Genomic DNA, 26,458 nt, shown 5'->3' with positions numbered 1-26,458 from the left:
TATCGTTCATTCCACCGTCACGGATTTGGCTAGGTTGCGCGGCTGGTCCACATCCGTGCCCTTGAGCACGGCCACGTGATAGGCCAGCAGCTGCACCGGAATGGCATGCAGGATGGGGGCTGCGAAGGGGTGCACCGTGGGCAGCACCACCACCCGCTCGGCAAAGCCGCGCAGCACCTGCGCGCCGGCCTCGTCGGTGAAGGCCATGATCCGCCCGCCGCGCGCCGCCGCCTCCTGCAGATTGCTCACCGTCTTGTCGAAAAGCGGCCCGGAGGGGGCAAGGGCAATGACCGGCACGGCGGGGTCGATGAGCGCGATGGGGCCGTGCTTCATCTCGCCGGCGGCATAGCCTTCGGCATGGATATAACTGATTTCCTTGAGTTTTAACGCGCCTTCCATGGCGATGGGAAAGAGGCTGCCGCGGCCGAGGAACAGCACATCACGCGCCTTCGCCACCTCCTGCGCCAAGGATTGGATTTCCTGGTCGCGGTCGAGGACCTCGGCGGCGTGTTCGGGCACCTCCAACAGGGCGGCGGTCAGCCCCGCCGCCGCCTCGGCCGAGAGCGTGCCCCGCGCCCTGCCCATGCCAATGGCCAGGCAGGCCAACACCATCAATTGCGCCGTGAAGGCCTTGGTGGAGGCGACGCCGATCTCCGGCCCGGCCACCGTCAGCAAGGCGGCGTTGGAGAGCCGCGCCATGGAGGATTCGGGCACATTGACGATGGCAAGCACCGCCTGCCCCCGCTCCCGCAGCATTTTGAGTGCCGCGAGGGTATCGGCCGTCTCGCCCGATTGGCTGACCAGGATTGCGCCGCCGCCCGGGGGCAGCGGCGGGTCGCGGTAGCGCAATTCGCTGGCCACATCGCCATCACAGGGGATGCGCGAAAATTCCTCGATCCAGTATTTCCCGACCATGCCGGCCAGATAGGCGCTGCCGCAGGCGCTGATGGTGATGCGCGGCACCAAAGCCGGGTCAAAGGGCAGGGTGGGCAGGGCCACGCCGCGGGTCACCGGGTCCATATATTGCCGCAGCGTGTCGCCCAGCACGCCGGGGTGTTCCTGCAGCTCCTTCTCCATGAAGTGCCGGTGATTGCCGCGCCCGGTCAGCGCGGAGGTGACATGGCTGGCCTTGGCCTCGCGCTTCACCTCACGGCCGTCGAGGTCCATGAAGCGCACGCCGCCGGGCGAGAGCACCGCCCAATCGCCATCCTCCAGATAGGAGATGCGGTTGGTCAGCGGTGCGAGCGCCAGCGCGTCGTTGCCGACATACATTTCGCCCTCACCATAGCCCACGGCGAGTGCCGGGCCGTGTCGGGCGACAATCAGCAAATCCGGCCGGCCGGCAAAGATGAAAGCCATGGCGAAGGCGCCATGCAGGCGTTTGAGCGCGGCGGGGGCAGCCTGCTCTGGCGTCATGCCTTGCGCCAGCAACAAATCCAGCAACTGCACCACCGTCTCGGTATCGGTGTCGCTGGTGAAGGCCTGGCCGGCGGCTTCCAGCTCCGCCCGTAATTCGGAAAAGTTTTCGATGATGCCATTATGCACCGCCGCCACCCGGGCGGTGGCATGGGGGTGGGCATTGCGCTCGGTTGGCCCGCCATGGGTGGCCCAGCGGGTATGGCCTATGCCAGTCAGCCCCGGCAGCGGGTTGGCCTCCAGCGCGGCGGCGAGGTTGCCAAGCTTGCCCTCCGCCCGCCGACGCTCAATCCGGCCATTGACCAGCGTGGCCAGGCCCGCGCTGTCATAGCCGCGATATTCCAGCCGCTTGAGGCCCTCGAGCATGCGCGGCGCGGCTGGGGAAAGGCCGATGACACCCACAATTCCGCACATGCTATGTCTTCCCTTTGAAGCCGCGCCCCGGCTTATTCACTTGCCGCCCGCGCGCCAGGGCCAGCGTGTTGTCCGGCACGTCTTCAGTGATGGTGCTGCCCGCTGCGATGAGCGCGCCATCGCCGACACGCACCGGCGCCACCAGGGCGGTGTTGCTGCCGATGAAGCTGCGCGCGCCGATTTCGGTTCGGTGCTTGTTCACGCCGTCATAATTGCAGGTGATGGTGCCAGCGCCGATATTGCTCCCCGCCCCCACGCTCGCATCGCCCAGATAGGCCAGATGGTTCGCCTTGGCGCCCGCCCCCAGCGTGGTCGCCTTCAGCTCGACGAAATTGCCCACATGCGCGCCCTGCCCCACATCCGCCCCCGGCCGCAGCCGGGCATAGGGGCCGATGATGGCATCACGCCGCACCACGCAACCCTCCAGATGCGAAAACGCCCGGATCAGCGCGCCGCTTTCCACCCGCACACCGGGGCCGAAGACGACATGCGGCTCCACCAGCGTATCCTGTTCCAGCACGGTATCGTGATGCAGAAAGACCGTTTCTGGTGCAACCATCGTCACGCCCCCGGCCAAGGCCGTGGCGCGCAGGGCGGCCTGCAATTCGCCCTCGGCCAGGGCGAGTTCGGCGCGGCTATTGATGCCGCGCAGCTCGGCCTCCGGTGCTTCCACCGCGGCGCAATGCGCGCCCTCGGCCGCAGCGAGGGAAATCACATCGGGCAGGTAGTATTCACCAGCGGCATTGGCATTGCCCACCGCCGCCAGCCAGGGGAAGAGCCGGCCGGCCGGCGCACGGATGACGCCGGCATTGCACAGGCCAATCGCCCGCTCAGCCTCGGGGGCATCAGCCCATTCCACCACGCGCAGCACCCGCTCGCCCTCGCTCACCACCCGGCCATATTTCGCCGCATCGGCGGGGCGCATGGCCAGCAGCGCGATATCGGCCGGGGCTTCCAGCAGCCGCTGCATGGTGGCCGCCGTGATCAGCGGATTATCGGCATAGAGCACCGCAACCTCGCCGGCATAATCGGCCAGCAGCGGGGCGGCCATTCGCGCGGCATGGGCGGTGCCCAGGCGCTCATGCTGCACCACCACATCATGCGGGGCGGCGATCTTCGCCAGCCCCTCCATCCCCGGGCCCACCACCACCACGATGCGGTCAAACACCTGCTCCACCGCGGCCAGCAGGTGGCGCAGCATGGGCCGGCCACCCAGCGGATGCATGGCCTTGGGCAGTGCGGAGCGCATGCGGGTGCCCATCCCCGCGGCGAGCAGAATAGCGGCTGGCATAGTTCATGCGTGCCGCAGGCCAGAGCACACCGCAAGCCCTGCCGGGTTGAACATTCTTTGCCCGATGTGGCATGGCAGCGGATATGAACCGTCTCGCCGTTTTCGACCTCGATGGAACCCTGCTGGATACGGCACCCGATATCCGTGTGGCGGCCAACCGCCAACTCGCTCTGCATGGCCTGGCGCCGCTGACCCTAGCCGAGGTCATCCCGATGATCGGCGATGGCGCGCGCGTGCTGTGCGAACGCGCCTTCGCCGCCCGTGGGCGCGAGGCGCCGCCGGGCGCGGTGGAGGGTTTCATCGCCGACCCCGATCTGGAAGGCGGGCCGCTCACCCAACTCTTTCCCGGCATCACCGCCCTGCTGGAGGCGCTGCTGGCCGAGGGCTGGCGGCTTGCCGTTTGCACCAACAAACCCGTTATCCCCGCCCGGGCGGTGCTGGCGCATTTCGGCGTGGCGGAGAAATTCCGCGCCATTGGCGGCGGCGATTCATTCCCCACCCGCAAGCCAGACCCCGCGCATTTGCTGGCCACCATGGGCCTGGCCGGTGGTGGCCGCGCGGTGATGCTGGGGGACCATGCCAATGACATGCTGGCCGCGCGCGGCGCCGGCATTCCGGGCATTTTCGCCGGCTGGGGCTATGGCGCGCCGCATATGGCGCTGGATAATCCGGTGGCGGCGGATGTCGCCGCCGTCCATGCCATGCTCCGCAATATCTGACAGCGCGCGCCCGGCTCAGCCCGAGGCGAGAAAGCCGCGGGTCTCTTCCAGCGCCTCGCGCAGGGTAACGCGCCGTGGCACCACCGGCAGCCCCGCCAGCAGCCGCGAGGGCGCGCTCTTGTCGAGCAGCACGAAAACCCCCCGGTCATCGCCGCGGCGGATCAGCCGGCCAAAACCCTGGCGCAGCTTGTGCCGGGCCTGGGCATCATCATAGCCCTTGGGGTCGCCCTCGCTCAGATGGGTCCGCCGCTCGCGGTGCAATATGGTTGGCCGAGGCCAGGGCACCCGGTCATAGACCAGCAGCCGCAGCGAACGCCCGGGCACATCCACCCCATCGCGCATCGCATCCGTGCCCAGCAGGCAGGAATTTTCCTCGGCGCGGAACACATCCACCAAGGTGGCATTGTCCATCGCATCCACATGCTGGGCGTAAAGCGGGATGCCCATCCCCTCCAGGCTGGGGGCGATGATGCGCGCCACCTCGCGCAGCCGACGAATGGCGGTGAATAGCCCCAACCCCCCGCCGCCAGCGGCCATGAACAGCCCCTGCATGGCCGCCGCCACCTGCGGCGTGCGCGCCTTATCCACATCGGTCACCACAAAGGCGCGAGTCTGGCCTGGATAGTCGAAGGGGCTGGGCAGGGCGGCGCGCAGGGCGGGCATGGGCAGATGGGCGGCGCCGGTGCGCGCCTCGGCGGTGCGCCAGCTCTCCTCCATATCCTGCTCGGGCAAGCCGTCGCGCAGCGTGGCCGAGGTGATGAGCAGCCCATGCGCGGGGGCTGCAACCTGCATGGCGAAGGGCTGCGTCGGGTCCAGCCAATGGCGGTGCATGCCGGCATCAATATCGCGCGCCTCGCGCCGGGTCAGGGCCAGCCAATCCACCATGAGCGGGCGGGTGCCGGGCTCGGGCATATTGCCAAGTCCATTGAGCATGCTGCGCCAGGCGCCGAGTGGCAGCAGCACCCGCCGCTCAATGCCGCGAATGGCCGTCTCCAGCCGGATTCTCTCGGCCAGTTCCAGCTCTTCGGGGTTGTCATCCAGCTTGGCCTGCAGCCGGCCGGCCAAGGTCTTCAGCGGCTCTTCCAGCCGGGCCAGGGCGCGTTCCAGCGCCGCTGCGGTCTCGGCCATCTCCGGGTTCATCGGGTGCAGGTCGCATTCGATGCCATATTGCCCGTCATCATCCTTGGCGCGGGCAAGCACCTGGGCGCGGATGGCGCGCAGGAAATCCTCGGTCGGGTGGGGGATGCCGCCCTCGGCCAAGCGGGATTGCCAGCCCTGCTGGGGCAGTGCCAGGGCGGCCTGCAGCGCTGCCTCCAGAGGGGCCAGCAGATCGGGGATATCGCCGGCCAGATCCTCGATCCGGCGCTGCAACCCCTTGGCGCGGGAACGCCCGCCCTCGGCGCCCAGCAGCCAGCGGCGCATTTCCGCCGTCTCAAATCCCGAGATTGCTGCCGAGAAGGCGCCATCGGCGGCATCGAACACATGATGCCCTTCATCGAAGACATAGCGCAGCGGCCGCCCATCCTCGCCGCCGCCCAGTGCCGCCTGCACCATCACCAACGCATGATTGGCGACCACCAGCCGCGCCGATTTCGCCCGGCGGATGGAATGCTCGACATAGCATTTGCGGTAATGCGTGCAGGCGCTGCGGATGCATTCACCGCGCCTATCGGCCAATTGGCCGATCACCGCGCCGCCGAACAGCTCCATGATCCAGCCGGGAAAATCACCGCCCACAATATCACCATCGCGCGTGGCGGTGGCCCAGCGGCAGGCCAGTGCCAACGGCAGCGCTGCCTCGCGCAGGGAGATTTGCCCCTGCACCTCCTCCAGATTGAGCAGGCAGAGATAATTCTCCCGCCCCTTGCGCACCACCACCCGGGCGCGGCGCTCCTCCGGGTCCGGATAGAGCCGGGCCAATTCCTGGTCCAATTGCCGCTGGAGGTTGCGGGTATAGGTGGAAAGCCAGACCGGCGCGCCGTTCTTCTCGGCCCAAAGCGAGGCGGGGGCGATATAGCCCAGTGTCTTGCCGGTGCCGGTGCCGGCCTCGGCCAGCACGAAGTTGGGCTGGCCCTCGGCCTCGCGCGGCATGAAGGCGGCGGAGGCGGCAGAGGCGTAATCGGCCTGGCTGGGCCGCTGCTCGGCGCCCTCACCCAGCATGGCGGCCAGCCGGGCGCGCGCCTCGGCCTGGGTGACGCCATGGCTGGCCGGCGGCGGCGGCGGTGCCTCATCCTCCCATTCCGGCAGACGCCGCCAGGGGCGAAAGGCGTTGCGGTCGGGCCGTGCATCGGGCGCACCGAGCGCCGCCAGCACGCTCTCGGCCCAGGGCCAGCCGGTGGTGGCTTTCAACTGGGCAGCCATGGCGGCGGCATCGGCGCCGGCGCTGCTCGCCCGGGTCTCGGCCAAAGCGCGCAGCAGCGTGGTGGCTATCTCGGGCAATAGGGCGGCGGCATCGGCATCATCGGCTGGCACCGGCAGGTCGAGCGCGATGGCCAAGCCGCGCGGCGTGGGGGCTGCCAGGCACCCCGGCATGCAGAAGGCGAAGAGCTCAAGAAGGTCAAACGCATCGATGAAGGCGGGCAGATCCAACCGCCTTGCGGTGGCCGGCGCATGCACCAGCAGCGGTGGCGGCAGCCCGGCCAGGGCCTCGGCCAGGGCGGAACCCAGGGGGGGCGTCAGTACCTCGCCATCGGGCGTCAGCAAGGTAGCGCGGCCGGCGCCAGCCACCAGCGCGGGCGCATCGGGCAGTAGCAGGCGCGGTGGCTGGGGAGGGCGAGGCTTGGACACGGTTCGTTCTAGCAGCCTGCGGGGGTTCAGTCATCGCCGCTGCTTCGCGTGGGTGGGGCGGTTGTTCACGCGGACTGCAGGGGGAGGGGGGCGAAGCCGGGGCCGCCATGCGTCATGGCCTCAGCAAGGCCGAGGTGGTTTTCCACGGCAGAGCGGAAATGAAGCGGCTGATTTTACTGAAATCTGGGGGATTGCCTGGTGGAGCCAAACGGAATCGAACCGTCGACCTCTTGAATGCCATTCAAGCGCTCTACCAACTGAGCTATGGCCCCCTAGGGAAATGTGCGTCTAGACCCCATCGAGAAAGCGCGCAACCCCTTCCCCGCAAGAAGTCGCATCGCTAGGTTGCTGCGTGAAACAGCTTGAGAAGGCCGGGGAATGGGCAAGGTATATCCTGATGCGGTGGCCGCACTGGCCGGCGTGCTGCGCGATGGCATGATGATTCATTCCGGAGGCTTTGGCCTATGCGGAATTCCCTCACTGCTGATCGACGCTATCCGCGATTCGGGGGTCAAGGACCTCACCATCGTGTCCAACAATGCCGGCATTGACGATGTGGGCCTCGGTAAGCTGCTTCGCACACGGCAGGTGAAGAAAATGATCGCTAGCTATGTGGGGGAGAATGCCGAATTCGCCAGGCAATTCCTCGCCGGTGAGTTGGAGATCGAATTCAACCCGCAAGGCACGCTGGCTGAGCGCATCCGCGCCGGCGGTGCGGGTATTCCCGCCTTCTTCACCAAGACCGGCGTGGGCACCAAGGTGGCCGAGGGCAAGCCCAGCCAGGTGTTTGATGGGGAAACCTATATCATGGAACGCGGCATCGTGGCCGACCTGGCCCTGGTGCATGCCTGGAAGGGCGATACGGAGGGCAACCTCGTCTATCGCCGCACCGCCCGGAACTTCAACCCGATGATGGCCACCGCCGCCCGACTGACCGTGGCGCAGGTGGAGCATCTGGTGCAGCCCGGTGAGATCGACCCCGACCACATCATCACCCCCGGCGTTTACGTCAAGCGCATCATCGAATGCCCGGCTGACTTCGAGAAGCGCATCGAGAACCGCACCATCACGCCCAAGGCGGCGTAAGGAGAGACCCATGCCCTGGAATCGCGACGAAATGGCCGCCCGCGCGGCGCGCGAACTGGATGACGGGTTATATGTGAACCTGGGCATCGGCATTCCCACCCTGGTGGCGAATCATATCCCCGCCGGTGTGTCGGTGCAGTTGCAGAGCGAGAATGGCATGCTTGGCATCGGCGCCTTCCCCCATGAGGGGGAGGAGGATGCCGACATCATCAATGCCGGCAAGCAGACGGTGACGATGCTGCCCACCACCAGCATTTTCTCCAGTGCCGACAGTTTCGCCATGATCCGCGGCGGGCATATCGACCTGTCCATCCTGGGCGCGCTGCAGGTGGCGCAGAATGGCGATCTGGCGAACTGGATGATCCCCGGCAAGATGGTCAAGGGCATGGGCGGCGCCATAGATCTGGTGGCCGGTGTGAAGCGCGTGGTGGTGCTGATGGAGCACACGGCCGGTGGCAAGCCCAAGCTGCTGAAGGCGTGCAACCTGCCACTCACCGGCGCGCGGGTGGTGGATATGGTGATCACCGAACTCGGCGTCTTCACCATCGACCGCCGCGGCGATGCTGGCATGGCGCTGATCGAACTGGCGCCGGGTGTGACGCTCGAGGAAGTGCGGGAAAAGACTGAGGCTGAATTCCGCGTCGCCAATTGAGGCGGCGTGAGTTCCCTATCGGGCGGTGGGCCCGATAGGATCAGCCCTCGGGCTTGAGCAGGCGGATCAGCCCATCCAACTGGTCCAGATTGCGATACTTGATCACCACCTGGCCGGATTTGCCATTGTGCTGCACGGCCACCTGCAGGCCGAGATGCTGGGATAACTCGCGTTCCAGCGCGCGGGTCTCAGGATCTGTCCTGCGCTCTGGCTGGATTGCCGGTCTCGCATTGGCCAAGGCCTCTGCCTGACGGACATTCAGGCCACGATCCACCACCTGCAATGCCACCGCCACAGGGTCGGTTGCGGCCAGCACGGCGCGGGCATGGCCTGCGGTCAGCGCACCGTCACGCAGCAGGTCGCGCACGCGCTCGGGCAGGGAGAGCAGGCGCAGCGTATTGGCGATATGTGGGCGGGACTTGCCAATGACCTCGCTGAGCGCCTGCTGCGTGAGGCCAAATTGTTCGATCAGGCGGTGGTAGCCTTCAGCCTCTTCAAGCGCGTTGAGATCCTCACGCTGCAGGTTCTCAACTAGGCCCGCCGCCATCGCCTCACGATCATCAAAATCGCGCACGACGACAGGCACCTCATGCAGATGCGCGGCCTGGGCGGCGCGCCAGCGGCGCTCGCCGCCGATGATCTCATAGCGGCCGGGCGATTGCGGGCGCGGGCGCACCAGGATGGGCTGCAGGACGCCATGGCGGCGGATGGATGCCGCAAGTTCCTCCAGCGCATCGGCATCCATCGGGCCGCGGGCCTGAAAGGGGCCAGGCTCGAGCGCCGTGACGGGCAGGGTCCGCACACCTTCATGCGCGGCCGCTTCGGCCACATCGCCCAAGAGTGCCGAGAGGCCTTTGCCGAGGCGGGGTGGCTTGGTCATGCGCGGTTCCGTCGCAGTAATTCGGCTGCAAGGGCTATATAAGCCTGCGCACCGGGGGAGCGGATATCATAGATGGTGACCGGCAGGCCGTGCGAGGGGGCCTCGGATACCCGCACATTGCGGGGGATAATCGTATCGAACACCTTGGCGCCGAAATGCTGGCGCACATCGCTCTCCACCGCCTCGGAGAGGTTGTTGCGGCGGTCGAACATCGTCAGCGCAATGCCCTCCAGCGCCAGGCGCGGGTTGAGGGCGCGGCGCACGCGCTCAATCGTCTGGGTGATCTGAGAGACGCCTTCCAGCGCGTAGAACTCGGCCTGCAATGGCACCAGCACGGAATGCGCGGCCACCAGGGCGTTGAGGGTGAGCAAGCCAAGGGAGGGGGGGCAATCCAGGATCACCCAGTCATAGCCATTCACCCCCTCCAGCGCGCGGCGCAGGCGGTGTTCGCGGCCCTCCAAATCAACCAATTCAAGTTCGCCGCCTGCGAGGTCAGGATCGGCCGGAACAATGCTTAGATTGGGGATAGGGGTGGGCCGCGCCACCTCCGCCAACGGGCGGCCTTCCACTAGCATGGCATAGGTGCCGGTGCGCCGCGTCGCACGGTTCACCCCCAGGCCTGTGGAGGCATTGCCCTGCGGGTCGAGATCTATCAGCAGGATTTTGTAACGCGCGGCGAGGGCGGCGGCCAAATTCACCGCGGTCGTGGTCTTGCCGACGCCGCCTTTCTGGTTGGCGAGGGCGAGAATCCGCGGGGCGGAGGGTTCAGGCGATGACGACAGGGCGCAATTCTCGGATCAGGAGGATGGTGGCATCGGCTTCGGTGCGGCTGGTGAAGCGCTCCACGCCCATGTGCCAGCGGGCGGTGGCCTCGGTCAACTCGGCTTCGGCCGTGCGGCCCTTGGGAAAGATGGCAAGGCCGTCGCTTGCGAGGAATTTATGGGCATGGCCTAGCAGGCTGTGCAGTGGCGCCAGGGCACGGGCAGTCACGGCAGCGAGCGGGGGCAGGGTTGCGGCCTCTATTCGCCGCGCATGGATGGTCACATGGTCCAGGCCCATTTCCCGTGCCGCCTCACGCAGGAAGGCGCATTTGCGCTGATCGGCCTCAACCAGATGGATGGGCCGCGCCACACAGGCCGCCAGAATCAGCCCAGGCAGGCCAGCCCCACTGCCCAAATCAGCCACCGGCCCTTCGCCCTCAGGCAGCAGCGGCACCAATTGCAGGCCATCCTGAATATGCCGCGCCCACCATGTCTCTGGCGGCGAAGGGCCAATAAGGTTGATCCGCGCATTCCACCGCCCCAGCAGCGCCAGATAAGCATCAAGCCGCACTTGTGTTTCACGTGAAACATCAAAGGCCGGCGGGATAGGATGTTTCACGTGAAACACGCCCCTCAGGCCCGCCGCAAATGCACGGCCAGCGCGGCGACGGCGGCAGGCGTGATGCCAGGCAGGCGGGTGGCGCCACCCAAGGTGGCGGGGCGGGCCTTGGCAAGGCGCACCTGCATCTCCCGCGAGAGGCCGGCTATGGCCGCGAAGTCTATGCCATCGGGGATGGCCAAAGCCTCCTCGCGCGAGAGCATCTGCAACTCAGCATCCTGCCGCTCCAGATAGGGACCATAGAGCGCCTCGGCCTGCACCTGCTCGCGCACCCGTGGGGGCAGGTCACGTAACCAGGGGAACATAGCCTCGATCACCTCCGGCCGCATGGCGGGCAGGGCGAGCACATCCAGCACGCTGCGCCAACGGCCGTCGAGATTGACCGGCGCACCGGCGGCGCGGAACGCCGCGGGCGTTGCACCCTCGGCCCGAGCGCGGGCCAGGGCCTCGCCCACGGCAGAGGCAAAGGCAGAAAATGCGACGGCGCGCTCACGCCCGATGCAGCCCCAGGCCAGGCCCTTTTGCGAGAGGCGCAGCCCGGCATTATCGGCCCGCAGACGCAGCCGGTACTCACTGCGCGCGGTGAGCATACGGTAGGGCTCGCTCACTCCCTGCAGGGTCAGGTCATCCAGCATGACGCCGGCATAGGCCTCATCGCGGCGCAGAATCCTATCCGGCTCGGCGCCGGATGCGCGCTGGGCGGCGTTCAGCCCTGCCATCAGCCCCTGTGCCGCCGCCTCCTCATAACCGGTGGTGCCGTTGATCTGCCCGGCCAGGAACAGCCCTGGCAGCTCGCGCAATTCCAGCGTCGGGCGCAGGGCGCGCGGGTCGACATGGTCATACTCGATGGCATAGCCCGGCCGCAGGATCACTGCCCGTTCCAGCCCGGGCATAGCCGCCACCATTTGCGCCTGAATCGCGGCTGGCAGGCTGGTGGAGATGCCATTGGGATAGACAGTCGGGTCATCCAGCCCCTCAGGCTCCAGGAACACCTGATGCCGCGCCTTATCGGCGAAGCGGACAATCTTATCCTCAATGGAGGGGCAATAGCGCGGCCCCACACCCTCGATCCTGCCGCCATAAACCGCGCTCTCGGTCAGATTAGCGCGGATCAGCGCGTGCATTGTCTCGCTGGTATAGGTGATGCCACAGGCCACCTGCCGGTTGGTGATACGCTGGGTCATCCAGGAGAGTGGCTCGGGTTCGGCATCGCCGGGCTGGGATTCGAGCGCGGCCCAGTCGATGGTCCGCCCATCGAGGCGCGGTGGTGTGCCGGTCTTCAGCCGCGCCATGGGCAGGCCCAGCCCCTCCAGCGCCAAGGCGAGGCCCACCGCAGGCGCATCGCCCACCCGCCCCGCCGCATGCCGCTCATGGCCAATATGGATGACACCGCGCAGAAAGGTGCCGGTCGTGATCACCACCGCACCCGCGCGGTATTCCACGCCCGTGGCGCCCAGTACGCCGCGCGCACCGGGCAGCAGGCCCTCCACCGCCTCGGCCATGATGGTCAGCCCCGGCGTCTCGGCCAACAGCGCCTGCACGGCCTGGCGATAGAGCTTGCGGTCGGCCTGGGCACGCGGGCCACGCACCGCCGGGCCCTTGCTGCGGTTGAGAAGCTTGAAATGGATGCCGGCAGCATCAGCGGCGCGGCCCATGATGCCATCGAGCGCATCCACCTCGCGCACCAGATGCCCCTTGCCGATCCCGCCAATGGCCGGGTTGCAGGACATCTCGCCGATGCTGTCCAGCTTATGGGTCAGCAACAGGGTGCGGGCGCCGCAGCGTGCCGCCGCCGCCGCCGCCTCACAGCCGGCATGGCCACCGCCCACCACCACCACGTCAAAATTCATCGCGTTCATGGCGCGGCTTATACGCGCTTACTTGCCGATGCAGAACTCGGAAAACACCAAGTCCAAAATCGCTTCCACACTCATGGCGCCGGTCAGCCGCCCCAGGGCGCGCATGGCGGCCCGCAGTGCTTCGGCGCGCAACTCGGGCAGGGCGGCCTGGGGCAGGGCGTCCAGGGCGGCGATGGTATCGGCCAGCGCCGCGCGATGGCGCGGGCGGGTGAGGCCGGCCACGTCGCTCAGCCCGGCACGGGCCCGCACCGCCGCCTCCAGCGCTAACCGAAGTGCGGGCAGGCCAGCCCCGGTGCGGGCGGAGACGGCAATGCCTGCCAAGGCAGGGGCGGCGAGATCCGCCTTGTTGACCACCGCCAGCGCGCCCGTCTCCAGCAATGCCAGGGTCTCGGCATCAGGGGCCGCATCGGCGGCGAAGACGGCCAGCACGAGTTCCGCCGCCTGGCCCTGGGCACGGGCGCGGCGCACACCCTCGGCCTCGATCGCGTCTGCCGTCTCGCGCAGACCAGCGGTATCGGCCAGCAGCACAGGCACGCCGGCGATCACCACCCTGGCCTCCACCACATCGCGCGTGGTGCCGGCCTGCGGGCTTACAATGGCCGCCTCACGCCCCGCCAGCGCATTCAACAGCGAGGATTTGCCGGCATTCGGCGCGCCCAGAATAGCAATACGCAGCCCCTCGCGCAGCGCCTCACCCCTGGCGGCACCGGCAATCTCGGCGGCCAGTTCGTCGCGCAGGGCGGCCGCATCCTCCGCCACGGCCGCGTCGAGCCCTTCCGGCAGATCCTCATCCTCGAACTCGATGAAGGTCTCCTGCCGGGCCAGCAGCCGCGCCAGCCGGCCGGCCCAGCCCTGGTAGCGCCCAGCCAGGCCGCCTTCGAGCTGCCGCAGCGCCTGGCGGCGCTGGGCCTCGGTCTCAGCCTCGATCAAATCCGCCACACCCTCGGCAGCGGTCAGGTCCAGCTTGCCATGGACAAAGGCGCGGCGGGTGAACTCGCCGGGCTCGGCCGGGCGGGCGCCCAGCGCCACCAGGGCATCGGCCACCGCCGCCACCACGGCCGGCCCGCCATGCAGATGAAATTCGGCGGAATCCTCGCCGGTGTAGCTGGCCGGGCCAGGAAACCAGAGCACCAGCGCCTGGTCCAGCACCAGCCCGCCATGCCGCAACCGCCGCAGGCTGGCCATGCGCGGCAATGGCCGCCGGCACAGCCCATCCAGCACCGCGCCACAGCCCGGCCCGGAGAGGCGCAGCACCGCCACCGCCGCCCGCCCAGCACCGGAGGCGAGCGCGAAGATGGTGGTGCTAGACGCGGTCCTTCTCCGTCAGCATCAGCCGTTCCACCCGGCCGCCTTTCTGGACATGGACATCGAGAATCTCATCGATATCGGCGCGGCTTTGCGGCCGATACCACACGCCCTCGGGATAGATCACCATGGCCGGGCCAAACTCGCAGCGCTCCAGGCAGCCTGCCATATTCACCCGGATATTGGGGATGGCCAGCTCCTTGGCGCGGGACTTCATATAGTCGCGCAAATCCTCACTGCCGGAGGCGGCGCAGCTGCCGCGCTTGTGGCCATCCGGCCGGCGATTGGTGCAGACGAAAATATGGGCGTTGTAGAATTGCGGCGGGTCTTGCATGCGCGAATGCTCCGGTTCGCCCTGGTCTAGCGCCGGCTGGAGGGCTCGACCAGGGGCAGTGTTGCGTCACCGCCACCACGCCCAGCGCAGCACACCCCCCCGCTTGACGCCCCACCCCTGCCGGTGCTGCATCGTCACCTGAACCCCCCCGAAACACATGCCCCAACTCTCGCTACTCACACCGCTGGGCGACCTCACCCTCTCCGAGGAGGATGGCGCCATCGTGTCCCTTGATTGGGGCCGGGTGGCGGAGCAACAGCCCACGGCCCTGCTGCGCGACGCCGCCGAACAGCTGCAGGATTATTTCGACGGCAAGCGCCGGCATTTCCAGCTTCCTCTCGCACCGCATGGCACGCCCTTTCAGCGCCGTGTCTGGGCCGCGCTGCAACAGATACCGCCGGGCGAAACCCGCTCCTATGGTGACATCGCCCGCGCCCTCGCCTCCGGCCCGCGCGCGATCGGCCAGGCCAATGGCCGCAACCCCATCCCCATCATCATCCCCTGCCATCGTGTGGTGGGTGCTGATGGTTCCATCGGTGGCTATTCCGGCCTTGATGGTGCTGATACCAAACGCTTCCTCCTCGACCTCGAATCCCGGGACCCCCATCCATGACCTTTGCCATCCGCATCCATGAATATGGCGGCCCCGAGAAGATGATCTGGGAGGAGCTGCCCCGCCCGGAGCCAAAGCCCGGCGAGGCCCGCATCCGCCAGGAGGCCGTCGGCCTCAATTATATCGACGTCTATTTCCGCACCGGCCTCTACAAGGCCCCCTCCCTGCCCGCCATCATCGGCATGGAAGGTGCCGGCGTGGTCGATGCGGTGGGCGAGGGCGTCACCGAGGTTTCGGTGGGTGACCGTGTGGCCTATGCCTCCGGCCCGATCGGCGCCTATGCGCAAAGCCGCTGCCTGAAGGCGGACCGGCTGGTGAAAATCCCTGAGGGGATTTCCAGCGAGACCGCAGCCGCCATGATGCTCCAGGGCATGACGGCGCAGTACCTGCTGCACAGCACCTATCCGGTGCGCGCCGGCCAAACCATTCTGGTGCATGCCGCAGCCGGCGGCGTGGGCCTCATTCTCTGCCAATGGGCCAAGCATCTGGGCTGCACGGTCATCGGCACCGTCTCCACCCCCGAAAAGGCCGCATTGGCGAAGGCGCATGGCGCCGATCATGTGGTGCTGACCAGCGAGGACCTGCCAGCTGCGGTCAAGCGCATCACCGGCGGTGCCGGCGTGCCCGTCAGCTATGACAGCGTCGGCAAGGATACTTTTATGCCCTCGCTCGACAGCCTGGCACCGCGCGGCATGCTGGTCAGCTATGGCAATGCCTCGGGCCCGGTGACGCCCTTTGATCTGGGCATCCTCGCCGCCAAGGGCAGCCTTTATGTCGTGCGGCCCACGCTGAACACCTACACCGCCACCCATGCCGACCTCACCGCCTGCGCGGCGAGCCTGTTTGAGGTGGTGCTGTCCGGCGCGGTGAAGATCAACGTGAACCAGCGCTACGCCCTGAAGGATGCAGCGCAGGCCCATACCGACCTCGAAGCCCGCAAGACCACGGGCAGCACCGTCCTCATTCCCTGAGGACGGCAGGCGGCGGCCGGGTCAGCCGACCCGGTTCGCCACCAGATCGGTCACCACGCCAGGGTCAGCCAGGGTGGAGACATCGCCCAGGCTATCCGTCTCATTGGCCGCGATCTTGCGCAGAATGCGGCGCATGATCTTGCCCGAGCGGGTCTTCGGCAGGCCCGGCGCCCATTGGATGGCGTCGGGGGTCGCGATCGGGCCGATCTCCTTGCGCACCCAGGCGACGAGTTCGCGGCGCAAGCCGTCGGAGGGCTCTTCGCCCACATTCAGCGTCACATAGCAGTAGATGCCCTGGCCCTTCAGATCATGCGGCATGCCCACCACAGCGGCCTCGGCCACTTTGGGGTGGGCCACCAGCGCGCTTTCCACCTCCGCCGTGCCCATCCGGTGGCCGGCGACATTGATCACGTCATCCACCCGGCCGGTGATCCAATAATAGCCGTCAGCGTCACGCCGCGCGCCATCGCCGGTGAAATATTTTCCTGGAAAATCAGAGAAATAGGTCTGGATAAAGCGCTTATGGTCGCCATAGACGCTGCGCATCTGGCCAGGCCAGCTATCCATCAGAACCAGATTGCCCTCGGCCTCGCCCTCCAGCACGACGCCCTGCGCATCCACGATGCCCGGCAGCACGCCAGGCAGCGGCAGGGTGGCGGAGCCGGGTTTTTGGGCCACAGCACCGGGCAGGGGGCTGATCAGAATCCCGCCGGTCTCGGTCTGCCACCATGTGTCCACAATGGGGCAGCGCTCCTCACCCACCACGCGGTAATACCACAGCCAGGCCTCGGGATTGATCGGCTCGCCCACGCTGCCCAGCAGCCGCAGTGAGTCACGGCGCCATTTCTTCACCGGCGCCTCACCCTCGCGCATCAGGGCACGGATGGCGGTGGGGGCGGTGTAGAAAATATTCACCTGATGCTTGTCGACCACCTGCCACATGCGGCTGACATCGGGGTAATTCGGCACGCCCTCGAACATCAGCGTGGTCGCGCCATTGGCCAGCGGGCCATAGACGATATAGCTGTGCCCGGTCACCCAACCCACATCGGCGGTGCACCAGTAGATCTCGCCGGGCTTATAATCGAATACCATTTCATGGGTGTAGCTGGCCCAGACCATATAGCCGCCGGTGGTGTGCAGCACGCCCTTGGGCTTTCCGGTGGAGCCGGAGGTGTAGAGGATGAAAAGCGGGTCCTCGGCGCCCATGGGCTCGGGCGCGCATTCGGCGGGGGCGTCGCGCGTCACCGTCTCCCACCAATGGTCGCGGCCGGGTTCCATATTCACTGTCGCGCCGGTGTTGCGGGCCACGATGACATGCTTCACGCCGGGGCATTCCAGCAGCGCCTCATCGGCATTGGCCTTGAGCGGCACCTTGCGGCCACCGCGGCGGCCCTCATCGGCGGTGAGCAGGGCCACCGAGCCGCAATCGCGCAGCCGGGTCGCCAGGCTTTCCGGCGAGAAGCCGCCAAAGACGATGGAATGGATGGCGCCAATGCGCGCGCAGGCCAGCATGGCCACCGCCGCCTCCACGATCATCGGCATGTAGATGGTGACGACATCGCCCTTCTTGATGCCCAGCGCCTTCATCGCGTTGGCCAGCTTGCAGACCCGCTCGAGCAATTCGGCGTAGCTGGTCTTGCTGTCGCTGTTCGGGTCATCACCCTCCCAGATGATGGCGGTGCGGGCACCATGGCCGGCCTGCACATGGCGGTCGAGGCAGGAGACGGAGGCGTTCAGCACGCCATCCTCGAACCACTTGATGCTCACATCGCCGGTGAAGCTGGTGTTCTTCATCCGGGTGGGCGGCGTCATCCAGGTGATGCGCTGCGCCTCACGCGCCCAGAACACCTCCGGGGTTTCCTGCGCCTCGGCCGACATGGCGGCGTGGCGCGCGGTGGAGACGAGCGTGCGTGCCGCCACCTCGGGCTTGATGGCGATGAGCGTGTCGCTGGACATATGTGGAGCCTCCCTCGTTTCCACTATTTGTCAGGCGGCGCGCGGGGGGCGTCAACCGGTGAAAAAAACCCTGCTGCCGGGCGGCAGCAGGGCGAGGTGAAGAGATCCGAGAGAGAGGCCCCGGCGGCGGCTGAGCGCCACCGGGGCAGGCACGGCACGGTGTTGAGAGGAGCCTGCCGTTTCAGTTCACGCGGCTGGGCGTGGCGGCGGTGCCGGGTGTGGCCGCCGGGCGCTGGGCCGGGGTGGCATTGCCCTGCACGGTGGCGCCCGGGGCAGGGGTGGCGGGGCGGGCGGCCTGGGGCTGCACGCTGCCACCCGGATGCGCCGGGGTGGCGGGCCGTGCCGCCGTGGCCTGGCCATTGGCCGCCGGGGCGGCGGTGGTCACGGCAGGCCTTGTGGCGGGCGTGCCCTGCGCGGTGCCGGCCGGGGTGCTGCCACCCTGGGCGAAGACCGGAAGGGCCGCGCCCATCAGCAGGGCGGTGGCGAGGGAGAGGCGGGTGAATGACTTTTGCACTGGGTTCCTCCTGTGGAGCTGGTGCGAGAGGAAGAATGCCGGGCACCAGCGGCAGCAGAAGGGCGGCGCGAAGGTATCTTGAAGGCGGGTGCGGCGAAGCCGTGGCGATGAAGGCAGCGCGCCACAATCCACCGCCGCCGAGATGAAAACGGCGCGGCTTTTTCGCCAGCGGGCTATTTCTGCTGCGGCGGGTAATAATGTGGCTGGGGCTGCGGCGTGGTGATCACGCCGGCAGCGCCACCCACCAGCGCCCCCACACCGGCGCCGATGGCCGCCCCCTGGCCACCGCCGGCAATGGCACCAATGGCAGCACCGGAACCGGCACCAATCAGCGCACCACCCAGGCCGCGCTGCGTTGGGTCATTGGGGTTGGTGCAGGCGGATGTCGCCAGCGCGGTGAGGAGAGCGGCTGGCAGGGCGAGCTTGCGGAGCATGAGTTTTTCCCTTTGCGGCCGGATTGGAGCGGCCGCCGTGACCGTGAAACACCTCAATGCCGCGAGGGTTGCCGCTGTTGCGGCCGGCGCCCTCACCCGGCATGGTCGCACCATCCTGCGCCGAAAAGAGAACAACGCCATGACCCAGAACCTGCCTCCCCTCTTGTTGATCGGCTGCGGCAAGATGGGTGGCGCCATGCTGGCGGGCTGGCTGGAGCAGGGCCTGCCAGCGCAGAGCGTGGTGGTGGAGCCCCATGCCGCCGCCACCGCCGCTTTTGCCGGCCGGGTGCGCGTGGTGGCCTCCATTGCCGACATCCCTCCAGGCTTTGCCCCGGCCGCGGTGATCCTGGCCACCAAGCCGCAGGAGGCAGGCCATGTGCTGCCGCTGCTGGCACCGCTGGTGGCAGGCGCGCCGGTCTTCATCTCCATCATGGCCGGGCGCAATATCGCCGGCATGGCGGCGGCGCTGGGCGGTGCCGCGCGCATTGTGCGCGCCATGCCCAATACCCCGGCCGCCATCCGCCAGGGTTTTACCGTGGCCTGCGCCGGGCCCGGGGTTTCCGCCGAACAGCGGGCCCTGACCGACCGCCTGCTCACCGCGATTGGCGAGGCCGCCTGGGTCGAGGATGAGGGGCTGATCGACCCTGTCACCGCCGTCTCCGGCGGCGGGCCGGCCTATGTCTTCCTGCTGGCCGAGGTGATGGAGGCTGCAGCCATTGCCCAGGGCCTGCCGGCCGATCTCGCCCGGCGCATGGCGCGCAGCACCGTGGCCGGCAGCGGCGCGCTGCTGGGTGCCAGCACCGAGGATGCCGGGCAGCTGCGCCGCAACGTCACCAGCCCCAAGGGCACCACCGAGCGCGCGCTGGCGGTGCTGATGGCGGAATGGCCGGACAGCATGAACCGCGCCATTGCCGCGGCCACTGCGCGTTCGCGCGAATTGGCCGGCTGAGGCGCGCCACAGCGCGCGCCAGATGCTGATCGGCGCCCAGCCCGCCGGCTTGCGCCATGGGCGTCATCCGCGCCACCTATGGGCGTAGAGAATGGGGATTATGATGATGGATGTGGGCGTCTTCCTGCCGATCGGCAATAATGGCTGGCTGATTTCCTCGACATCGCCGCAATACATGCCCACCTTCGAGCTGAACCGCACGGTGACGCTGGCGGCGGAGAAATACGGCTTCGACTTCGCCCTCTCCATGATCAAGCTGCGCGGCTTTGGCGGCCCTTCCGAGTATTGGGACCATAATCTCGAGAGTTTCACCCTGATGGCGGGGCTGGCCTCCGTCACCACGCGGATCAAACTCTTCGCCTCGGCGGCGGTGCTGACCATTCCGCCGGCGGTGCTGGCACGCATGGCGGTGACCATCGATGCCATCGCCCCCGGGCGCTTTGGCGTCAACATCGTCTCAGGCTGGCAGAAGGCCGAGTATGAGCAGATGGGCATCTGGCCCGGCGAGGTGCATTTCGCCCGCCGCTACGATTATTGCGCCGAGTATGTGCAGGTGATGCGCGATGTCTGGGCCAGCGGCGTGTCCAATCACAAGGGTGATTTCTTCACCATGACCGATTGCCGGGTCAGCCCCCGGCCGGCGCAGGGCATCGAGATCATCGCGGCCGGGCAGAGCAACCGGGGCATGCAATTCGCCTCGGAATATGCCGATTTCAACTTCATCTCGGCCGGTGGGATCAATGATGTCACCCAGGTGCGGCCGCATACCGAGCGGCTGCTGGCGGCCAATGCCGCAGCCGGGCGCGAATGCCGCGCCATGCTGCTGCTGATGATCATCGCCGATGAGACCGATGAGGCGGCGATGGCCAAATGGGACCATTACGTCGAGGGTACTGACATCGAAGCGCTGAATTGGCGCGACAGCCAGGCCGCCGCCGATGTGAAGGCCGAGGCGCATTCCACCGTGGGCCGGATGATCCGCTCTGACCGGGTGCCGACCAATTTGATGCGCCTCATCGGCAGCTATGCCACGGTGGCGAGGCAGCTTGATGAGTTGGCAACCATCCCCGGCCTGCGCGGCGTGATGGTCACCTTCGATGATTACCTGATCGGCATGGAGCGATTCGGCACACGCATCCAGCCGCTGATGGCCTGCCGGGCCGGCCGCGGCTGAGGGCTTGGCGATTGGGCGATGAAGGGGCAGGGTGAGGGAAGGCTCGGCCTGAAGGAAATCGGCATGCTTTCGCCCGTCACGCGCCAGGTGGTGTTCATCAATGCGGCGCATCTGTTCACCCATTACTCGCTGCTGATCCTGGCCACTGCCACGCTGGCCATGGTGCAGCAGCAGCCGGAGATTTTCGGCCAGGATTATGGGCCGCTGATCGCCATCGGCACCGGCATGTTCGTGGCCTATGGCTTGCTGGCGCTGCCGATGGGATGGCTGGCGGCGCGGCTGGGGCGCAAGGCGCTGATGGTGGCGTATTTTTGCGGCGCGGGCGCCGGCATGGCGCTGGCCGGCACCGCGCAATCACCCATGGTGCTGGGGCTCTGGCTGGGGGTGATGGGGGCGTTTTCGGCGATTTATCACCCCATCGGCACCTCCATCATCGTCGAAGCCGGGGGTGACCGGGTGGGCCGCGCGGTGGGCATTAATGGGGTTTTCGGCAATCTGGGTGTGGCGCTGGCGCCATTATGCACGGGCCTCATCGCCTGGAAATTCGGCTGGCAATGGGCCTTCATCGCGCCCGGGGTGCTCTGCGTGGCTTTGGGCCTGCTTTATGCGCTGGAGCCGGGTTTTGATGCCTCCCAGGTGAAGGGCACAAAACCCTTTCCGGCGATGCCGCGGGTGCTGGTGCGGCGCGCGGTGGTGGTGCTTATGCTCATCGCCATGGTCTCGGGGCTGGTTTTCAACGCCTTCACCCTGCTGCTGCCCAAGCTGATGGAGGAGCGCCTGACCAACGCGCCGGAGCTTCTGCCGGTGGTGGCAGTGCTGGCCTTCGCGGCGACGATTTGCGGCGGCATCACCCAATACACGGTGGGGCATTTGATCGACCACCGCACGCTCAAGCAGGTCTTCATGCCACTCGCCTTCGCGCTGGTGCCCAGCCTTTTGCTGCTCTCCTTCCTCGATGGCTGGCCGGTGCTGGTATTCTCTGCCGTGGCGGCGGCGGCCATTTTCGGCCAGGTGACGGTGAATGAGACGATGACGGCGCGCTATGTGGCGCCGGAGCTTCGCGCCAGGCTCTATTCCATTCGCTTCACCGTGGGTTTTCTGGGCGCCGCGGCGGCCTCGCCCTTAGTGGGTATGCTGCACAGCGCCTCGGGCAGCCTGGGGCTGTCAATGCTGGTGCTGGCCGGCGTTGCGGCGGTGACGCTGGTCTGCGCCCTGGCCTTCCCCGACCGGCGGGAGGAATTGCAGCCGGAGCTTTGGGCCATCTCGCCCGAGGCGCAGGCGGCGGAATAACCCAGCCTTACCCCGGCAGGGTCCAAGGCTCCTCATTCACCGCCGCCACCCGCCAATCCGGCCCGGTCTTCTCCAGCCGGGTCAGGCCCAGATTCTTGATGCTGAACAGCAGGGCCTGATGCGCCGTGATGCCCATGGCATGCGCCAGCGCGGCGCGGATCGAGCCACCATGCGCCACGATCACCACATCGCCACCAGCCTGCTCCTCGGCCAAGCGCTCCAGCACCGGGCCCACCCGGGCCACGACATGGGCGAAACTCTCGCCGCCCGGCGGCTCTTCCTCGGCGGCATGCGGCCAGAAGGGGTGCGGGGGGTGGCGCAGGCGCTCAACCAGCGCCTCATGCACAATGCCCTGCCACTCGCCCAGATGCTGCTCGGCCAGATCGGGCTCCTCCTCCAGCGGCTGGGCCGGGTAGCCGCCGGCGAAGATCGCCGCCGCCGTGGCCTTGGTGCGGGCCAATTGCGATGTCACCCAATGGCTGCCCGGCGGCAGCCTGGCCGCCAGCCAGCGATACAGCGCCGCCTCCTGCCGCAGCGCCATCTCGCACAGCGCCACATCCATGCTGCCATAAAGGATACTCCGCGCCGCCGGGGTGACGAGGGCGTGGCGGATGAGGAAGAAGCGGGTGGTATGCATCAGCTTGGCGTGGCGCGGTGGCGGCGCGGGGTCAAGGGGTGGCTCAGCCCTCTTCCAGCCCCACCAGCCCACGGGCGAATTCGCCGGCATCGAAGGGCCGCAAATCTTCCGCCTTCTCGCCCACCCCCACCATATGCAGCGGGGTGGCGAATTCCTGCGCCAGCGCCACCACCACACCGCCCTTGGCCGAGCCATCGAGTTTGGTCACCGCAATGCCGGTGACATCCACCATCTCGCTAAAGATTTTCGCCTGCTGCACGGCGTTCTGGCCGGTGGTGGCGTCCAGCACCAGCAGTACGGAATGCGGCGCGGTCTCATCCACCCGCTTGATGACGCGCACGACTTTGCGCAGCTCGTCCATCAGCGCCGTCTTGTTGTGCAGCCGGCCGGCGGTGTCGATCAGCAGAACATCATAGCCCTCGGCGCGCGCCTGGGTCAGGGCATCAAAGGCGAGGCCCGCAGCGTCACCGCCATGCTTTGCGGCGGCGACGACGGTGGCGCCGGTACGCTCGCCCCAAATCTGCAATTGTTCGACCGCGGCGGCGCGGAAGGTGTCGCCAGCCGCGAACATCACCCGCCGGCCTTCGGCCACATATTGCTGGCCGAGCTTGGCGATGGTGGTGGTCTTGCCCACGCCATTCACCCCCACCACCAGCACCACATGCGGGGCATGGCTGGTATCGATGGGCATGGGCCGGGCGACGGGGGCGAGAATGGCGGCGATCTCCCCGGCCAGCGCCTCCTTCACCTCCTCAGGCGAGACTTCGCGGCCAAAACGGGTGCGGCGGAAGCTTTGCACGATGCGGGAAGAGGCGGCGACGCCGATATCGGCGGTGATCAGCGTCTCCTCCAACTCCTCGAGCGCCGCATCATCCAGCTTGCGCTTGGTGAAGGCGGCGGTGAGCCCTTCGGTGAGGCGGGCGGTGCTGCGGGCCAGGCCAGCCTTGAGGCGGCCGAAAAAGCCGGGGGCTGGCTCGGGGGCTGGCTCGGCCGAGGGTGGGGCCAAGGGGGGGGCTAAGGGGGGTGCCTCGGGCGGGGTTGCGCCGCCGCCGGTCAGCTTTCCCCACAGGTCACGCAACGCCATTTTGAGCCTCCTCGGCGAGCAGCACCGCGCCATCGGCACCCACCACCCGCAGCGCGCGCAGGGCACCGCGCGGCACCTCGCCGCTGGTCAGGCGCAGGCGCAGGCCCTGGGCGGTGGTGGCTTCGGTGCTGGAATCAAAAATCGCCTGCTCGATGCAGCCGATGCGCGCGGCGGCGGCAGCATGGGCATGGCGCTGGCCGGCGGCGCGCAGGGCGGCGGCGCGGGCGGCCACCACCGGCGGGGCCAGGGCCGGCAGCCGGGCGGCCGCGGTGCCGGGGCGGGCGGAATAGGGGAAGACATGCAGCAGGGCGGGACGCAGCGCCTCGATCAGCGCAAGAGAGGCGGCGTGATGGCCCTCCTCCTCGGTGGGGAAGCCGGCGATGAGGTCAGCGCCAAACGCCATATCGGGGCGCGCGGCGCGGGCGGCCTCGGCCAGTTCTGGCACGGTATCCGGGCCATGGCGGCGGCGCATACGCTTGAGGATAAGCCCATCACCATGCTGCGCCGAGAGATGCAGAAAGGGTGCCAGCCGGGGCTCATCGCGCCACAGCGCCAGCATATCAGCCCCCACCGCCGCAGGGTCGAGCGAGGAGAGGCGCAGCCGCGCCAGCCCGGGGACGCCGAGGCAGGCCCGCACCAGGGCCGCGAGCCCGGCCGCGCCATCCTGCCAACTGGCGAGGTCCACGCCGGTCAGGATCACCTCCTGCTGGCCGCGCGCCACCGCCTGCCTGGTGGCGCCCAGCACATCATCCAGCGCCCATGTGCGGGAGGGCCCGCGCGCCAGGCGGATGACGCAAAAGGTGCAGTGATGGTCACAGCCCTGCTGCACCTCCAGAAAGGCGCGGGCGCGGCTTCGGGTGGCGGCGGGAGGCGTGGGGGTTTCCGGCGCGCCCCAGCTTTGCGGCTGCAGTTTCTCGGGGTTGCCCAGCACGCGGGTGACGCCGGGCAGCGCCGCCCAGCTTGCCGGGGCCAGCGTGGCAGCGCAGCCGGTGACGATGATGGGCCGGCCCGGTGCCTCGCGCGCGGCGCGGCGGATGGCCTGGCGGGCCTGGGATTCCGCCTCGGCGGTGACAGCGCAGGTATTGACGATGAGCGCATGGGAGAGCCCGCCCGCCGCCGCCAGCCTGGCCATGGTATCGGCCTCGGCACTGTTCAGCCGGCAGCCGAAGGCGAGGGTTTCAGGCGGCGACAAGGCGCGCCCCATCCAACTCGCCCAGGAAGGAGAGCGCGGCGGGGCCTTCCATCAGCACATGGCCATCCTCGCGCCAGGTGATGGTCAGCGTACCGCCGGGCAAATGCACCCGCGCCCGCCGCCCGGTCAGGCCGCGCCGATGCGCATTCACCAAGGTGGCGCAGGCGCCCGAGCCACAGGCCATGGTCATGCCCGCGCCACGCTCCCACATCACGAGACGAATCTCTTCCGGCCCCAAAATCTGGGCAAAGCCGATATTGGCGCGGTCGGGGAAGAGTGCGTCACGCTCCAGCACCGGGCCGCGCGCCGCCACATCCACGGCGCCGAGGTCGGGCACGAAGAAAGTGGCGTGCGGATTACCCATGGAACAGGCCGCCGGGTCGCCCACCAGCGGCAAATGCAGCGTATCCATTGCCTGTGCCAGCGGCACCTCGGCCCAGCCCAGCCGGGCCGGGCCCATATCGGCCTCGATCAGCCCATCCGCGGTCGCGCGCACCGGCAACAGGCCCGAGATGGTCTGCACCACCGCATGGTTGCGGCCGGTTTCATCGAAAATAATGCGGGCGACGCAGCGCGTGGCATTGCCGCAGGCGCCCGCCTCGCTGCCATCGGGGTTGAGGATGCGCATGAACACATCAGCCTCTTCCGTGGGTTCGAGGCGAATGATTTGCTCCGCCCCCACGCCAAAATTGCGGTCGGCCAGCCATCGCGCCCCCTGGGGGGTGATGGGCGGCAATTCGGCCTGTCTGGCATCGAGGATGACAAAGTCATTGCCCGCGCCATGCATCTTGCGGAAGGGGATACGCATGCAATGCATATAGGCCGCGCCGCCCGCCCGCGCTATGTGGCGAGAATGATCAGGACCCTTCTCGTGCTGACGCTGCTGCTGGCGGGTTGCGGCAACCGCTATTCCGCCAATGAATATGCCACCCGCGCGGTGCAGCAGGCCAACCGCACCGAACAGGGCGTGGTGGCCGGCTTCCGCCGTATTCAGATCGCAGCCGATGGCACCACCGGTGCGGCGGCCGGCGCGGCGGCCGGCGGCGTGCTGGGCAGCACCACCCCGGGCAACCGCGTGGCCGAGGCGCTGGGCGCCGTGGGCGGTGCCCTAATGGGCGGGCTGATCGGCAGCGCCGCCGAGCGCGCGGCCAATAGCGGCGACGGCGTGGAATATGTGGTGCGCAAACGCAATGGCGAGTTGGTGAGCGTGGTGCAGCGCGATTTGGTGCCGCTGGAGGTGGGCGCGCGGGTTCTGGTGATCGAGGGCGCGCAGGCGCGGATCGTGCCGGACTATACCGTGCCCGAAGCCGGCGCCGCGCAGCCACCCGCACCCGGCACCGCAACCCCGCCCGCCACCACGCCGCAACAGCCCGATGAAGCGCCGGATCTGGGCATAGCACCGGCGCACTTGCTACAGGAATTGCCAGGCTGGATGGGTGATGGGCCGGGGCTTGTGCTGCTGCGCGAAAGGTCGATCTGACCAGAGCAGGCCATTCTGCAGCGCGGCTGGGGCCAGAG

General features: G+C 68.0%; 25 protein-coding genes and 1 tRNA gene. 9 read left to right on the top strand and 17 right to left on the bottom strand.

The genetic code is table 11. The features are described from left to right. Positions 1 to 6 precede the first annotated feature (6 nt). Positions 7 to 1,830, bottom strand: a complete 1,824-nt coding sequence (glmS, locus tag ABWP84_RS00750) for a glutamine--fructose-6-phosphate transaminase (isomerizing) (RefSeq protein ID WP_353210067.1) — start codon at positions 1,828 to 1,830, stop codon at positions 7 to 9. A 1-nt stretch (position 1,831) separates the two neighbouring features. After that, positions 1,832 to 3,121: a bifunctional UDP-N-acetylglucosamine diphosphorylase/glucosamine-1-phosphate N-acetyltransferase GlmU gene (glmU, locus tag ABWP84_RS00745; protein ID WP_353210066.1), complete on the bottom strand. Its 1,290-nt coding sequence runs from the start codon at positions 3,119 to 3,121 to the stop codon at positions 1,832 to 1,834. A gap of 83 nt (positions 3,122 to 3,204) precedes the next feature. Here glmU and ABWP84_RS00740 point away from each other — a divergent pair, with 83 nt between their 5' ends. Further along, positions 3,205 to 3,840, top strand: coding sequence for an HAD-IA family hydrolase (locus ABWP84_RS00740; protein WP_353210065.1), 636 nt, complete (start codon positions 3,205 to 3,207; stop codon positions 3,838 to 3,840). A 15-nt stretch (positions 3,841 to 3,855) separates the two neighbouring features. Here ABWP84_RS00740 and ABWP84_RS00735 read toward each other — a convergent pair whose 3' ends face one another. Further along, positions 3,856 to 6,627: an ATP-dependent DNA helicase gene (locus tag ABWP84_RS00735; protein WP_353210064.1), complete on the bottom strand. Its 2,772-nt coding sequence runs from the start codon at positions 6,625 to 6,627 to the stop codon at positions 3,856 to 3,858. Between the two features lie 196 nt (positions 6,628 to 6,823). After that, positions 6,824 to 6,899: transfer RNA gene (locus ABWP84_RS00730), tRNA-Ala, on the bottom strand. A 106-nt stretch (positions 6,900 to 7,005) separates the two neighbouring features. Between ABWP84_RS00730 and ABWP84_RS00725 the strand changes: the two genes are divergently transcribed. Beyond that, on the top strand, positions 7,006 to 7,713 hold the full coding sequence (locus ABWP84_RS00725; protein WP_353210063.1) for a CoA transferase subunit A: 708 nt from the start codon (positions 7,006 to 7,008) through the stop codon (positions 7,711 to 7,713). Positions 7,714 to 7,723: 10 nt separating this feature from the next. Continuing rightward, on the top strand, positions 7,724 to 8,365 hold the full coding sequence (locus ABWP84_RS00720) for a 3-oxoacid CoA-transferase subunit B (protein ID WP_353210062.1): 642 nt from the start codon (positions 7,724 to 7,726) through the stop codon (positions 8,363 to 8,365). Between the two features lie 40 nt (positions 8,366 to 8,405). Here ABWP84_RS00720 and ABWP84_RS00715 read toward each other — a convergent pair whose 3' ends face one another. Genes ABWP84_RS00715 through ABWP84_RS00690 form a run of 6 tightly spaced genes read right to left on the bottom strand, consistent with a single transcriptional unit; the run spans position 8,406 to position 14,123 of the window. Next, on the bottom strand, positions 8,406 to 9,245 hold the full coding sequence (locus ABWP84_RS00715; RefSeq protein WP_353210061.1) for a ParB/RepB/Spo0J family partition protein: 840 nt from the start codon (positions 9,243 to 9,245) through the stop codon (positions 8,406 to 8,408). Then, entirely contained in the window at positions 9,242 to 9,994 is a 753-nt protein-coding gene (locus ABWP84_RS00710) for a ParA family protein (protein ID WP_353210124.1), read from the bottom strand. The genes ABWP84_RS00715 and ABWP84_RS00710 overlap by 4 nt, the downstream gene beginning before the upstream one ends. Before the next feature lie 16 nt (positions 9,995 to 10,010). Beyond that, positions 10,011 to 10,625 (bottom strand): 16S rRNA (guanine(527)-N(7))-methyltransferase RsmG, encoded by a 615-nt coding sequence (rsmG, locus tag ABWP84_RS00705; protein WP_353210060.1) that lies wholly within the window; start codon positions 10,623 to 10,625, stop codon positions 10,011 to 10,013. A 14-nt stretch (positions 10,626 to 10,639) separates the two neighbouring features. Beyond that, complete coding sequence (gene mnmG / locus ABWP84_RS00700) at positions 10,640 to 12,484, bottom strand: tRNA uridine-5-carboxymethylaminomethyl(34) synthesis enzyme MnmG (protein ID WP_353210059.1); 1,845 nt, start codon at positions 12,482 to 12,484, stop codon at positions 10,640 to 10,642. 18 nt (positions 12,485 to 12,502) lie between these two features. After that, positions 12,503 to 13,780, bottom strand: coding sequence for a tRNA uridine-5-carboxymethylaminomethyl(34) synthesis GTPase MnmE (gene mnmE / locus ABWP84_RS00695; protein ID WP_353210123.1), 1,278 nt, complete (start codon positions 13,778 to 13,780; stop codon positions 12,503 to 12,505). 7 nt (positions 13,781 to 13,787) lie between these two features. Further along, the gene (locus tag ABWP84_RS00690; protein ID WP_353210058.1) at positions 13,788 to 14,123 is read right to left on the bottom strand and encodes a (2Fe-2S) ferredoxin domain-containing protein; all 336 of its coding nucleotides are present in this window, start codon (positions 14,121 to 14,123) and stop codon (positions 13,788 to 13,790) included. A gap of 157 nt (positions 14,124 to 14,280) precedes the next feature. Here ABWP84_RS00690 and ABWP84_RS00685 point away from each other — a divergent pair, with 157 nt between their 5' ends. Together ABWP84_RS00685 and ABWP84_RS00680 are read left to right on the top strand one after the other, a co-directional pair. Next, a complete protein-coding gene (locus ABWP84_RS00685) occupies positions 14,281 to 14,736 on the top strand; it encodes a methylated-DNA--[protein]-cysteine S-methyltransferase (protein WP_353210057.1) in 456 nt (151 codons plus the stop codon). Beyond that, a complete protein-coding gene (locus ABWP84_RS00680; RefSeq protein ID WP_353210056.1) occupies positions 14,733 to 15,707 on the top strand; it encodes a quinone oxidoreductase in 975 nt (324 codons plus the stop codon). The genes ABWP84_RS00685 and ABWP84_RS00680 overlap by 4 nt, the downstream gene beginning before the upstream one ends. Before the next feature lie 21 nt (positions 15,708 to 15,728). Here the strand turns inward: ABWP84_RS00680 and acs are convergent, their stop codons facing one another. The 3 genes from acs to ABWP84_RS00665 all read right to left on the bottom strand — a co-directional run bounded on the left by acs (position 15,729) and on the right by ABWP84_RS00665 (position 18,614). Continuing rightward, positions 15,729 to 17,666, bottom strand: a complete 1,938-nt coding sequence (gene acs, locus ABWP84_RS00675) for an acetate--CoA ligase (protein ID WP_353210055.1) — start codon at positions 17,664 to 17,666, stop codon at positions 15,729 to 15,731. Positions 17,667 to 17,847: 181 nt separating this feature from the next. After that, positions 17,848 to 18,180: a hypothetical protein gene (locus ABWP84_RS00670; protein WP_353210054.1), complete on the bottom strand. Its 333-nt coding sequence runs from the start codon at positions 18,178 to 18,180 to the stop codon at positions 17,848 to 17,850. A 173-nt stretch (positions 18,181 to 18,353) separates the two neighbouring features. After that, positions 18,354 to 18,614, bottom strand: a complete 261-nt coding sequence (locus ABWP84_RS00665) for a YMGG-like glycine zipper-containing protein (RefSeq protein ID WP_353210053.1) — start codon at positions 18,612 to 18,614, stop codon at positions 18,354 to 18,356. Positions 18,615 to 18,753: 139 nt separating this feature from the next. Here ABWP84_RS00665 and proC point away from each other — a divergent pair, with 139 nt between their 5' ends. The 3 genes from proC to ABWP84_RS00650 all read left to right on the top strand — a co-directional run bounded on the left by proC (position 18,754) and on the right by ABWP84_RS00650 (position 22,027). Further along, a complete protein-coding gene (gene proC, locus ABWP84_RS00660; RefSeq protein ID WP_353210122.1) occupies positions 18,754 to 19,563 on the top strand; it encodes a pyrroline-5-carboxylate reductase in 810 nt (269 codons plus the stop codon). Between the two features lie 100 nt (positions 19,564 to 19,663). Then, positions 19,664 to 20,737, top strand: a complete 1,074-nt coding sequence (gene rutA, locus ABWP84_RS00655; protein ID WP_353210052.1) for a pyrimidine utilization protein A — start codon at positions 19,664 to 19,666, stop codon at positions 20,735 to 20,737. 63 nt (positions 20,738 to 20,800) lie between these two features. Further along, complete coding sequence (locus tag ABWP84_RS00650) at positions 20,801 to 22,027, top strand: MFS transporter (RefSeq protein WP_353210051.1); 1,227 nt, start codon at positions 20,801 to 20,803, stop codon at positions 22,025 to 22,027. A 7-nt stretch (positions 22,028 to 22,034) separates the two neighbouring features. Here ABWP84_RS00650 and ABWP84_RS00645 read toward each other — a convergent pair whose 3' ends face one another. The 4 genes from ABWP84_RS00645 to dapF are packed head-to-tail and all read right to left on the bottom strand — an operon-like array spanning position 22,035 to position 25,748. Then, positions 22,035 to 22,664: a histidine phosphatase family protein gene (locus tag ABWP84_RS00645; protein WP_353210050.1), complete on the bottom strand. Its 630-nt coding sequence runs from the start codon at positions 22,662 to 22,664 to the stop codon at positions 22,035 to 22,037. A gap of 43 nt (positions 22,665 to 22,707) precedes the next feature. Then, positions 22,708 to 23,748 carry a signal recognition particle-docking protein FtsY gene (ftsY, locus tag ABWP84_RS00640; RefSeq protein WP_353210049.1) on the bottom strand — a complete coding sequence of 347 codons (1,041 nt, stop codon included), beginning with the start codon at positions 23,746 to 23,748 and terminating at the stop codon, positions 22,708 to 22,710. Then, a complete protein-coding gene (locus tag ABWP84_RS00635; protein WP_353210048.1) occupies positions 23,735 to 24,940 on the bottom strand; it encodes a radical SAM protein in 1,206 nt (401 codons plus the stop codon). Before ABWP84_RS00635 ends, ftsY begins: the two co-directional genes overlap by 14 nt. Beyond that, positions 24,927 to 25,748: a diaminopimelate epimerase gene (gene dapF, locus ABWP84_RS00630; protein WP_353210047.1), complete on the bottom strand. Its 822-nt coding sequence runs from the start codon at positions 25,746 to 25,748 to the stop codon at positions 24,927 to 24,929. Before dapF ends, ABWP84_RS00635 begins: the two co-directional genes overlap by 14 nt. Positions 25,749 to 25,793: 45 nt before the next feature. Here dapF and ABWP84_RS00625 point away from each other — a divergent pair, with 45 nt between their 5' ends. Continuing rightward, positions 25,794 to 26,420, top strand: a complete 627-nt coding sequence (locus ABWP84_RS00625) for a glycine zipper domain-containing protein (protein ID WP_353210046.1) — start codon at positions 25,794 to 25,796, stop codon at positions 26,418 to 26,420. Positions 26,421 to 26,458 lie beyond the last annotated feature (38 nt).

Origin of the sequence: Rhodovarius sp. (assembly GCF_040399605.1) — a bacterium.
Classification (GTDB): domain Bacteria; phylum Pseudomonadota; class Alphaproteobacteria; order Acetobacterales; family Acetobacteraceae; genus Rhodovarius; species Rhodovarius crocodyli_A.
The sequence above is the reverse complement of the archived record's forward strand: the minus strand, read 5'-3'. Positions and strand labels throughout refer to the sequence as shown.